The sequence below is a fragment of the Microcoleus sp. bin48.metabat.b7b8b9.023 genome (genome assembly GCF_013299185.1).
In the GTDB taxonomy this organism is placed as follows: Bacteria; Cyanobacteriota; Cyanobacteriia; order Cyanobacteriales; family Microcoleaceae; genus Microcoleus.
Window position 1 is genome coordinate 136,136 of the sequence record NZ_JAAFKG010000006.1, and the last position, 11,700, is coordinate 147,835.

Genomic DNA, 11,700 nt, shown 5'->3' on the forward strand with positions numbered 1-11,700 from the left:
AGTGTTGCTACAAATACTATCTAGCAAATAAACCTTTACTGGTAAAAGACACTTACTATGTGTAGCACTATTTTATGAAGTTGGTCAAAGTCTCATAAGGAGCATTTGTGGGTATTCCGTTAACTTTCTGGCGATCGCCCCTGTAGGCAGGACGGCTCTGCTGGGTTTGTGGTGGATACGGTATTAGGCACAACTCTTCGCGATTCTGCGATCCTCTTTTCGTCAAGGATATGCGGTTTGCTTCTCACTACAAACTCAGGAGAACCCGCAGCACATTCAGAAAATTTTTTGTTATCATCTAAATAATATAGTAAGCCTTAATGATTTGTTCAAAAACAGTAGGGGTAGTGTCCCCGTGCCTACCCCGAAGCATCGGGGGCAACCGGGCGTGGGTTTCCCTGTACAAGAATTACACAACTCATTCAGACTCGCTAAAATTGAAAATTAATCTACAACTAATCTAAGCGATATGCCTGAAAACTCCTTTATTAAATTGACGATTGCTTTTAATGACCCGGATCTCGACAGTGAAGAACTAGAAGGGCAAGCTCAAAACCTGCGGGCTCAAATGAGAGACTTAGACGAAATTGAAAGCATCGATCGGGTACTAGATCCGAATCCACCGGAAGGAAACAAGTCAGTAGGCGGAATTTTGGTGGGTGTGCTAACGGCTCAAGTAAATATAGAGAATATCCAAAAGGTACTGAGATTTCTCTATGATCGTATTGGGTCTAAGCGCATTGAACTGGAAGTGGAAGCCAATGGCAGAAAGCTGAAGGTGAATGTCGGCAGTCAGGAAGAATTAGCACTAGCGATCGAAGCAGCCGAGAAGTTTATAGAACAATAGGACTGCAAATATAGCGAAGTTTGCATTCAGGTGAAAGCCAGCAGTCAAGAAGAATTAGCACTAGCGATCGAAGCAGCGGAGAAGTTTATAGAACCATAGGAAGGCAAATATGGCGAAGTTTGCATTGCTGATTGGGGTTGGGAATTACGAACACCCGGATCAGTTGAAGCCGTTAGTCTGTGCGCCCAAAGATGTAGCTGCCATGCAGCGGATTCTACTGAACCCGGAAATGGGGGATTTTACTGAGGTAATCCCGCTGATTGACCCTGACAAGAGGCAGATGGAGGAAGCGATCGAGACGCTGTACCGCGATCGGGCAAAAGACGATCTCATCCTGCTATTCTTTTCGGGACATGGCATCAAAGACGATAGCGGCAAACTGCACTTTGCCACTCGTTTAACCAGTAAAACACCGAAAGGAGAACTGAAACAATCGACAGCACTTCCTGCCAGCTTTGTGCACGAAATTATGGGCAAAAGCCTATCGCGGCGGCAAGTCATGATTTTGGACTGTTGCTTTAGCGGAGCCTTTGACCCCCAATTAAACCCCAAAGACGATGGATCAGTGGATGTGCGGGGACAACTCGGTGCAGCAGGGCGCGTTGTCTTGACTTCTTCCAGTTCGACGGAATACTCGTTTGAGCAGCAAGGCTCAGAACTCTCGATCTACACACGCTTTTTAGTCGAAGGGATTGAAACCGGAGCGGCGGATCGAGATAATCATGGCAAGGTTTCGGTGCGGGAATTGCATGATTATGCCACCAAGAAGGTGCAAGAGACTGCACCAAAGATGAATCCCCAAATTATTGTGCTGAAGGATAAAGGTTATGAAGTCGTCTTTGCGAAAGCGCACATTACCGATCCGAAGCTAAAGTACCGTAGAAATGTAGAGCGCTATTCGAGTCGGGGTGAAATCTCTCCAGTCGGACGTACTTCACTCAATGTTCTGCAAGTGCGGTTGGGGCTAACGCTTGAAGAAACACAAGAGATTGAAGTTCAGGTTTTACAACCATTTCGAGAACGCTTGAAACATTTAGAAACCTATGGATCAACGTTTGTTGCAGCCGTTGAACATCAATATCCTCTCACGGAGGAAACTCTCAATGAGTTGAAGGACTTACATGAGTCTTTGGGACTGCGTAAGCAGGATGTGACTCAGATTGAGGAAGAAGTGACGGCAGCCTATGGGCAGAAGCTACAACGGTATCAGCAGGCATTAACCAGGGCAATTCAGGCTGGGTTTCCGTTGAGTCAACCCGTTTGTGAGGAATTGGACAAATTTCAAGCTGACTTGGGGTTGAGGGATGAGAATGTGAGGCGAATCAAACAACCCATTATTGAGCGTAGAACTGCTGAGTATAAGCAACAACAGTTAGAGCAGCAAAGGCAACAAACAGAAAACCTGCGACAACGGCAGGAAGTGGAAAGATTGCAACAACAGGAAGCAAAAAGACTGAAGGAGCGAGCTAAACAACAAAAAGAGAAATTGGAAAGTCAACCAGCAAAGTTACAGAAACGAGATGAGGTTAAGCAACAGAAAAAAAGTTCACAAACCAAGGAAAATGTTCGTTCTTCATCCTCAAACAAACTGCGACTGGCTGGAGCCTTTCTTTCGTCGATACTCATTACTGCTGGAGGACTTTTCTATTTCAACTCAACTCGCCCACAGCCTCAACTGATTGTTCAACCATCGATTAGCACACCACCCACTCCACCCACTCAATCTTTCCTACCCACTCAATTTGTCCTCGCGAAAGCCCAAGCTATCGCCAAAGGTGGCGACAAAGGTCGAGCAATTAAGCTTGCTCAGTCAGTAAGTGGAACCCAAGCATCCGATGCCCAATCCTCGATTTCCCAATGGCAATCCGAATGGTATAAAGAGCAAGATGCTTTCGACGATTTCAAAACAGCCTATAATTCTAAACGCTGGCAAGAAGCCTATTATATTGCATACAAATCACGTAAGATTCCGTACAATAAATACTGGAATAACCATCCAGATCTTTACCCGATGGCAATATATGCTAAATCTAAATGGGAGGCACAAAAAGCTGAATATGAAAAACAAAGAAAAGCGGAAGCTGAGAGGAGTCGAGTTTCTGCTGAATTGGATGCAATTAAAAGAGCTGAATATTTACCAAAAATCGAACCTGGAATTAATCAAATTAGTGAGTCTGAACGCCCTTCACCGGAAGAGTTTATCAAATATTATTATACACAAACTCGTAATGGCGATACCACTAAAACAACGTGGGAGTTGTTAACTAAAGCTTTTCAGGAAGAAAAGAGTCCTGGTGGATTTCGTGAATATCATGAATTTTGCTTGAAAAAACAACAAGAGGTACTAGACGTTAAGATAATTCAACAGACGCCGGAATCAGCGGAAGTAACAGCATTATTGGTTTATCAAGATGGAGAAAAGCGAATAACATCACGATCTCGATCGCGATGGCATCTCATATGGGATTCATCAGACCATACTTGGAAAATAGATTTGCCACCTCCAAATAACAGTATGCAGGGGGGATAGCTAGAGTGATAAAAAAATCCCAGCCACATCTGCGGACTGTGGGTTTTATGGCAGTCTCGATAATATATAATTGAATTAAATCGATCGCCATTGAGGTACTCAAATGCCTTCTCCATTTCCAGGGATGAACCCTTATTTAGAAAATCCCGAATTTTGGCCCGAAGTACACCACCGTTTGATAGTTGCTATCGCCGATGACATAGAGCAAAATCTCAGTCAGCAATATCGAGTGGCGATCGAAAAACGCACTTATATGAGTGGTGGGGAAGACTCTGTTGATATCGCGATTCCCGATGTGTCTGTAGTCGCCACAAGGACAACAACCCAGACACGATCGCCAGTGATGACTTTAGCGCCCCGCTCCGAATTTGTAACAGTAACGCTGCCAATTCCTGAAGAATGCAGGGAAGGTTATTTAGAAATTAGAGAGGTAACAACGGGCCGAGTAGTGACAGTCATTGAAATTTTGTCTCCCGCTAACAAACGTGCCGGTGAAGGAAGAACTGCTTATCTTAACAAGCGGCAAAAAGTTTTAGCAACTCTCACGAATTTGGTAGAGATAGATTTGCTCAGAAGCGGCAAATATCTACCGTTTGCTAGCGAAATCCCGCAGACAGATTACCGAATCTCGATCGCCAAATCATATCAGCGGCCGCAAGCGCAGTTATATGCTTTTAATATTAGAGATGAAATTCCCGTGTTTAGCATTCCTTTGCAGTCAGGAGATGTAGAACCAGAGTTGAATTTACAGAGTTTGTTAATGGGAATTTACGATCGCGCTAGATTTGATTTAACATTGGATTACGATCCCGAACCTGTACCCCGCTTCAAGGAAGAAGATAGAGTTTGGGCAGATGAATTGCTGCGAGAAATAGGCAAACGGTAAACACTCCTAGGAAACGGAGGAGACGGCAATGCCGTTTTCCTACCCCAACACGATCGTAGCTTGCGGGGCGGGACGCGATCGCACTCCACGCTCAATTCAACGATCGCACAAATCGACTTCTGCACAAACCAAATCAGCGATTTTCCGCGCCGCCCCAGACTCGCCGCGCACACTGCGGAGCCGATCGCCCATTCGTGCTAATTTATCAGGATGGCTCAAATAGTCGATCGCCAAATGGGCTACAACATCCGCCTCCAGCCGCCCGATCAACTCCGGCACAATCTCCTCGCCCGCCCAGATATTCGGCCAAGCATAAAGCTTTCCCTTCCCCAATTGCAAGATTAGCCAATTAATCGCCGTCGCAAAAACAGAACCGACTAACGGCAAATTTGCCAACAATCCCGGCAAACCATCCCAAGCTTTCATCGCATCCAACTGCTGCGTCGGAATCAACACAATCATCGGTACAGCTAAGGAACCCAATTCCGCAGTATTCGCCCCCACAGTAGTCAAACACAGGCTGCATTGTGATAGCAAATCGTAGGCAGGAGTTTGCGTCCAAAGTTCTATTTTTAAGCCAGTTGCTGTCTGCAAAAACGGCGATTCTGTTAAATGAAGTTCGGCGCTAGCGTTGGCAAATAAATGCAAGCAGGGATTTTGTTCAGCGTCCGCAAAACGTGCTAGAGTTTGCACATCTAAGCTCGGAGCAACCGGAATTACAAAGCGCGTTTCAGGGCGGACTCGATGGATCGATTGCGCGATCGCCAAACACAACGGTACACCTAAAGCTAATTTTGCCGCCTTAGAACCCGGTAACAATCCAATTAACTCTATTTCCCGTCGGGGTTGTACGCCGTCTTTTGTCTCCAATTTGCGATCGCCTACTTCCGCGATCAAATCTCCCACAACTGCAAATTTATCAGCATATTTTTGCGGAACTTTAGCCAAAACTTCCGGTTTCATCGCTGCAAACCTATCAATCCAGCGATACCACCGCGCGTCCCATTCCGCATAAATAACCGTGCGATATTTTAGCCTTTTGCCAATAACAACCGTAAAAAATTGGTCGCCGCCTAAAAACAAAACAACTCCCGTTTTGTACCAATCCCAATTTTCGGCAGTTTTGCCCGATAATAAAAATCGAAAAAAATGCTCCGGTGCTTGCACTCTGTCCACTTCTGGATAGCTCAATGCGATTTCTGCTTCTTTCCCCGTGGCGTGCGGACAGGGGGACAGCACCACCGAGATGCGCGCTTCTGTGCCTTTGTTTGCCAATTGCTGGCGCAATGCTTGCACGGCGGGACGCACCCAAGTTGCTAATTCTCCGGGCCCGTTGGAGAGGATTAAAATATCGACTGTCATAGCACTTAAGATTTAAAAGGATACAAGGGAGAATTCTATGACAGATTTAATGGATGCCGTCAAGACGGGTGATGTGGCGGCTGTAGAATGTGCGATCGAACAACGTGCAGATATCAACGCCAAAGATGAGGAAGGCGGGACGGCTTTGACGGCTGCGGCTGAGGCTGGCAATGCTGATATTGTCAAAAAACTGCTCGCAGCAGGTGCGGATGCTAAGAGTCAGGATAATGACGGTTGGACGCCGTTAATGAGTGCTGCTGCTGCCGGAGATACCGAGATTGTACAGCTTTTGCTGGATGCGGGGGCGGATGTGAATGCTAAAACTATTGATGGTTTGACGGCTTTGATGAGTGCGGCGGGTAGCGGGCGCGCTGATGTTGTGCAGGTTTTGCTCGATCGAGGTTCCGATCTCAAAGCCAAGGATAATAATACTTGGACTGCGTTCATTTGGGCATCCTCGGAAAATCACCAAGATGTCGTTGAGGTTTTGAAGCTGGCGCGCGATCGCAATTAGAACTATTGTCGTCAGATTAGGTACGTAGTTGCGCTTAAGCGCTCTTTATAAGATTAGGAAAGAGCGCAAAGATCGCAACTACGTACCTTGGCTTTTGGTAATTTTATATTTCCTATCCTGACAATAAAACCACCATACTCCTCTTAGTAAGCAGAAGCGGCAAATTTATTCTTGTTTCCTCCCTTAATAAGGAGGGATTAAGGGGGTTGAACTTGACTTTTGCAAAATATCTATTAAAAACTTAGAAGCCGGGTTTATCAACAAATAAACCAGGTTTCTGGAGGGTACAATTAATTATCGCACTCCCCAGCAGCGATCGGGCAAATCCCAAATAACTTCGAGATTTCTACCCAATTAACAATGTAAAAACGTTAGATGATGGTAATGCTGGTAATACATTCAAACTGAGATCTCCGCCACCTTCAATAACCGCGAGCATATCAAGCGGAGCAGTTCCGGGAACAGCGAAGGGTGAAGCTTTCCTTTGGATAGCTAAATCTCGATTGTTGTTGATTGGTGATATCAAGTATTGATCGGCAAAAGATGACGACAAAGTATTTACTAGCTGAATGCTATCCTGACCTTTGGTAAAGTTCCGAATTGTAGCAAAGCCCGGCCCGATGTAGAGCGGTTGCGTGACTGAAGACAACCGCGGAAAGCTCAAGTAAGCATTACTCAGCATAAATGTATCGCTGCCGCTACCGCCAATGAGAGTATCGAATTCATCGCTTCCCGTACTTTCAGCCCCTACATTGTTGACTCTGCCGTTGCTCGGATACAAGGCTACTTCAACTCCAATTAATTCAACTTTCCCCACCCCAAAACTGGTGATGATGTCATTCCCAGAAGTTCCGACAAAAGTCGCAGATCGACTGGGTTCATCTTTCCCAAAATTGAAGTAATGTTCCCGACCACTTTTCAAATCTCCCGATTGGACGACAGGTAGAACGTCGAGGTTGTTTTGCAAGTATCCTACTTCTAAAAATGAAGTTGCGATCGATTGACCGTATTTGACTTGGGCAAATTGTTGAATGGTGGGCTGAGTTTGAAAGTATCCCGTTTCTAAAAATGAAATTCCAGTTGCACTATCTTTGATACCGAATTGAATGAAGTGCTGGTAGCCACTTTTAAAAGTTCCATTCTGAATAAACGGCTGCAAGTTTCGGTTATTTGCCAGATAAAATGCTTCGTTATACTCAGGCGATACGCGCGATCGACCTTCTTCGTAACCAAATTTGATAAAGTGGTCTAGTCCGGTCGCAAAAGGTGCGTTTGGGTTGCTGGGAGTGCGGACTAAGGCAGCGATGTCTGGGTTGCCGGCAAGGTAAGTAGCCTCGTCAAAATACCGCGATACTTTGGTTAAGCCGGCGGCTTGACCGAATTTTTCAAAATGTTCTCTCCCAGATTTGATGGTTCCTGCGTCAATCGCTGGTTTCAGCCACGGATATTGGGCGAGGTAGTATTTTTCGTCAAAGATGTCGTAGTTTGCCATGTTTTTCTTAAATAATTTAATTTGAAATCGTCTAATTTAAACGATGCTGTTATTATAATATCTCCCTTTATTCTGCTGTCAGGTTAATTTATATTACATCGCATCTAATGGTTTTGATTGCCATAAAAAGTGCGATCGCCATTTTTGTACATCAGCGATCGCAGCAAACAAACGCAACACCTACTAATTAATCGCTTCTGGATTTCTAGCCGACAAAAGTGCCAATTTTATTTGGTATAAACAATGGCTTCAAACTGAGATTTCCACCGCCTTCAATTACAGCGATAGTATCACCATAACTAAGTTGGTCGCCTCCAATTGGTGTAAAGAATGGCAAGCCGTTTGTTTGGATTGCTAAATCTCGATTATTGTTGATGGGAAACACAATGTATTTATCGAATGATGTAGAGCCCAGCAGGAGCGTATCCTGACCTTGGGTAAAGTTTTGAATTTTAGCAAAACCTGGCCCCTGGTAGAACTGCCGGCTGACAGGCGTCGGTCTGCTACCCCCTATACCTGGGACGGTAACGGCCAACACGAAGTTATCGCGACCGCTACCGCCAATGAGAGTATCAAATTCATCGCTCCCGTAACTTTGAAACTGCCGATTGCCGTTAGCGTCTAAAACATATTGAATTCCAAATATGTTAACATTTTCCACCCCGAAACCCTGAACGGTATCATTTCCGGAAGTTCCGAAAAAATTCACATCGACAAAGGGAAGAGCCGGCTCAAATTGCCCGAATTTTCGGTAGTGTTCTGCGCCTGTTTTGAACACTCCCGCCTTGACTGCTGTTGCTACAGCGGGGCGTTCCAGCAAGTATTCTGATTCAGAAAATGTGTTCGCATAGAGACCTTCTTTGGCTCCGAATTTGATGAAGTGCTCTAAACCAGATTTAAAAGTTCCGTTTTGTACCAAGGGCACAAGTACGGGGTATCGTTTTAAATAAAATGCTTCGTCATAGTCAGGCGATACTCGCGTGCGGCCTTGTTCGTAACCAAACTGGATAAAGTGGTCTAAACCAGAAGCAAAAGGCGCGTTTGGATTGCTTGAGTTGCGGATTGAGGGAACAAGATCTTGATTTTGAGCTAGATAGGTTTGTTCGTCAAAGTAACGCGATACTGCGATGAGGCCACCAGCTTGACCAAATTTTTCAAAGTGTTCTCTTCCAGATTTGATGATTCCTGCATCAATAGCTGGTTTCAACCACGGATATTGCGACAGGTAGTATTGTTCGTCAAAAATGTCATAGTTACTCATGTTTTCTCCCTGCTGAAACTTTAACAAGCTTTTTATCCACTTTATCAACAATCGGGAACTGACACAATACTCGATCGGGTGATTGTAATAACAGTCAAATATAACTGAATATCTATGATTTCTAGCCAAGTAAAGTGATACCGACTGGAGGATTAAACGGATTTATCATTGGAATAGATTGCAAAGTTAGATTCGAGCCGCCCTGAATCCTGGCAAGTGTATCTCCAGATTTTTGAATTAACAAGTCTGCCCCTGATGGAGTTATGGTAAGTTGATCCAAGCTTTCCACCAACTGAAGAACATCTTTGCCTTTTTCAAAGTTGACAATCCTAGCCTCACCAGTACCCTCATAGAAACTGACCCGGCTAATAAAACTAAGTCGGTTGTTGGGAGCGGCATCTCCGAGGACGAAGTAATCAGTACCCGCAGTACCAATTAATGTATCGAATTCATTAGTGGTCATAAAAGGTACTCTCAGTACCTCATCTAACTTCAAAGAATCATACTTATTCTTATTGATGCCCATAGTTGGATTTGGGCCGGCGAAAGCTACTTGCAGCCCAGTGATTTGATTTTTCCCCGCTGTAAATCCCGTGACGATATCATTACCATTTGTTCCAGTAAAAAATCCGAGTCGATTTGACTCAAATTGCCCAAATTTTAGATAATGTTCTCGACCAGTTTTCAATGTTCCAGTCGCGACAACTGCGGCCACATCTGGGTTATCTGATAAGTAACGTGGTTCTAAGAAACTTGTCCCGTACCTACCTTCTTTGTTTCCGAATTTGATGAAGTGCTCAAAGCCGGATTTCAAAGTTCCGTTTTGGACAAAGGGAATTATATCGGAGTGGCGCTTTAAATAAAAAACTTCGTCGTACTCAGGTGATACTCGCGTGCGGCCTTCTTCGTAACCAAACTGAATGAAGTGGTCTAATCCGGTCGCAAAAGGCCGATTTGGGTTGTTGGCGGTGCGAACAAAGGGTGCAATATCTTGATTTTGAGCTAAATAGGTATCTTCGTCAAAGTACCGCGATATTTTGGTAAGGCCACCGGCTTGACCGAATTTTTCAAAGTGTTCTCTGCCAGATTTGATGATTCCCGCATCAATGGCTGGTTTCAGCCACGGATATTGCGATAAGTAGTATTTTTCGTCAAAAATATCGTAATTCATCGTTGCTCCTTTAAGGATCTCAAGTACGTTAGCGAAGCCCTCGAAGAGGATCGTACTTTTTTATGGCACATTAGCCCACAACCAATAAATAAGTCATCAATCATCAGTATCAACTAATGACCAATGACTGCTGTTCGCGAGCTCTTAAGCTCGCACTCTTGACTAATGACTAACCGATCGCAAAAGTACCGTTACCATTAGATTGTTGGAATCCCAAATTCAAACCTGCTCCTCCTTCAATCACGCCCAGCACATCTCCAAAACGCTGGATTGACAAATTGCCGCCAACAGGAGTCAGGCTGTAACCGTCGTTTAAAGAATTTCCTTGCAGTTGAATCAAATCGTCTACTGCGTTGAAGTTCCTAATAGTAGCTTGACCGTTACCCAAATACAGCGGTACCGCGGAGGGATTCCCGGCTGATGCAGGAACTCCGAGGACGAATGTATCAACTCCCGGGCTGCCAATTAGGACATCGAATTCATTAGTTCCAAAGCTTTCATACTGGCGATTACCGTTGGGAGCGATACCTACTTCTACTCCCACAAGTTCGGTATTCCCCACGCCAATCCCAGTGAGAACATCGTTGCTGCGGCTGCCTACAAAAGTTGCATCGCGGCTTGGCTCGTTTTTCCCGAAATTAAAGTAGTGTTCCCGACCAGTTTTCAAGTTTCCAGAGTTGACAAACGGCACAATGTCGGGGTTTTTCTTTAAGTATTCCGGTTCAAAAAATGAAGTCCCAAACCGACCTTCTTTGGCACCGAATTGAATGAAATGCTGGTATCCTGATTTGAAAGGTGCATTAGCCCCGATAAACGATCGCAATTCTGGGTTATTTGCTAAATAAAAATCTTCGTTGTATTCAGGCGATACTTTAGCGCGGCGCTGTCCTTCATCGTAACCGAACTGAATAAAGTGATCGAGTCCTGTTGCAAAAGGTGCGTTTGGGTTGACAGTTTTGACAAAGGGTGCGAGATCTGGGTTGCCTGCAAGGTAAGTAGCTTCGTCAAAATAACGCGATACTTTAGTTAGGCCAGCAGCTCTACCAAATTTTTCAAAGTGTTCTCTGCCGGATGCGATTACTCCGGCATCAATCGCCGGTTTGACCCAAGGATATTGGGCGAGGTAGTATTTTTCGTCGAAAATTGCGTAGTTAGCCATATTGTCCCCCTAGGGTTTTGATGAGCTTGACAATCAACAGCAATTAATTTCACCTGAGTTCGATCGCCGATCGCGAACTTATACAATACAGAGTTTCTGCAACCGTTTTAAGTTCCCGGCAAAATATGAAGTTTTCTAATAGCGCACTCATCCGAAAGAACGGTGATAAATTCGGAACTTATGACTTTATGGGATTAATTAATTGCTCGATCGCCTGTTGGATTACTTCTACAAACTTAGGAACTTTTCTCAGGAGCGTTTTTCTCAAAGATTTGTTGATTTTTTGTTTCTTAATTCCTATTTTAGCCATAAAACATATTAAGAGACTAATGTCAAGTAAATATTTGTAAAGATAATTTGGAGCAGTTGCTCAACGAATTTGTAAAATAATGTAACTAAAAATTGCAATAAATTTGTCGAATTGTGTCATATACAGGCTCAAATCACCTAATGGCAAGCGTTTTCTGGTAAAAATGCT

10 protein-coding genes are annotated in these 11,700 nt (G+C 44.4%); 4 read left to right on the forward strand and 6 right to left on the reverse strand.

Features of this window, described 5'->3' with window-relative positions; translation table 11 throughout:
- The first annotated feature begins 469 nt into the window (after positions 1-469).
- The 3 genes from QZW82_RS05925 to QZW82_RS05935 all read left to right on the forward strand — a co-directional run bounded on the left by QZW82_RS05925 (position 470) and on the right by QZW82_RS05935 (position 4,263).
- Positions 470-847, forward strand: a complete 378-nt coding sequence (locus tag QZW82_RS05925; RefSeq protein ID WP_293146050.1) for a hypothetical protein — start codon at positions 470-472, stop codon at positions 845-847.
- Positions 848-956: 109 nt separating this feature from the next.
- Complete coding sequence (locus tag QZW82_RS05930) at positions 957-3,377, forward strand: caspase family protein (RefSeq protein WP_293146053.1); 2,421 nt, start codon at positions 957-959, stop codon at positions 3,375-3,377.
- A 103-nt stretch (positions 3,378-3,480) separates the two neighbouring features.
- The gene (locus QZW82_RS05935; protein WP_293146056.1) at positions 3,481-4,263 is read left to right on the forward strand and encodes a DUF4058 family protein; all 783 of its coding nucleotides are present in this window, start codon (positions 3,481-3,483) and stop codon (positions 4,261-4,263) included.
- Between the two features lie 96 nt (positions 4,264-4,359).
- Here the strand turns inward: QZW82_RS05935 and QZW82_RS05940 are convergent, their stop codons facing one another.
- Positions 4,360-5,625: a lipid-A-disaccharide synthase gene (locus QZW82_RS05940; protein ID WP_293146059.1), complete on the reverse strand. Its 1,266-nt coding sequence runs from the start codon at positions 5,623-5,625 to the stop codon at positions 4,360-4,362.
- Positions 5,626-5,662: 37 nt separating this feature from the next.
- On the opposite strand from QZW82_RS05940, the gene QZW82_RS05945 reads away from it, so the two are divergent.
- On the forward strand, positions 5,663-6,139 hold the full coding sequence (locus tag QZW82_RS05945) for an ankyrin repeat domain-containing protein (protein ID WP_293146062.1): 477 nt from the start codon (positions 5,663-5,665) through the stop codon (positions 6,137-6,139).
- Between the two features lie 346 nt (positions 6,140-6,485).
- Here the strand turns inward: QZW82_RS05945 and QZW82_RS05950 are convergent, their stop codons facing one another.
- The 5 genes from QZW82_RS05950 to QZW82_RS05970 form a co-directional block, all read right to left on the reverse strand.
- Positions 6,486-7,631, reverse strand: a complete 1,146-nt coding sequence (locus QZW82_RS05950; protein ID WP_293146065.1) for a calcium-binding protein — start codon at positions 7,629-7,631, stop codon at positions 6,486-6,488.
- 205 nt (positions 7,632-7,836) lie between these two features.
- The gene (locus QZW82_RS05955; RefSeq protein ID WP_293146068.1) at positions 7,837-8,892 is read right to left on the reverse strand and encodes a calcium-binding protein; all 1,056 of its coding nucleotides are present in this window, start codon (positions 8,890-8,892) and stop codon (positions 7,837-7,839) included.
- A 121-nt stretch (positions 8,893-9,013) separates the two neighbouring features.
- Positions 9,014-10,063 (reverse strand): calcium-binding protein, encoded by a 1,050-nt coding sequence (locus QZW82_RS05960; protein WP_293146071.1) that lies wholly within the window; start codon positions 10,061-10,063, stop codon positions 9,014-9,016.
- Positions 10,064-10,232: 169 nt separating this feature from the next.
- The gene (locus QZW82_RS05965; RefSeq protein ID WP_293146074.1) at positions 10,233-11,222 is read right to left on the reverse strand and encodes a calcium-binding protein; all 990 of its coding nucleotides are present in this window, start codon (positions 11,220-11,222) and stop codon (positions 10,233-10,235) included.
- 178 nt (positions 11,223-11,400) lie between these two features.
- Positions 11,401-11,532, reverse strand: coding sequence for a hypothetical protein (locus QZW82_RS05970; protein WP_293146076.1), 132 nt, complete (start codon positions 11,530-11,532; stop codon positions 11,401-11,403).
- Positions 11,533-11,700 lie beyond the last annotated feature (168 nt).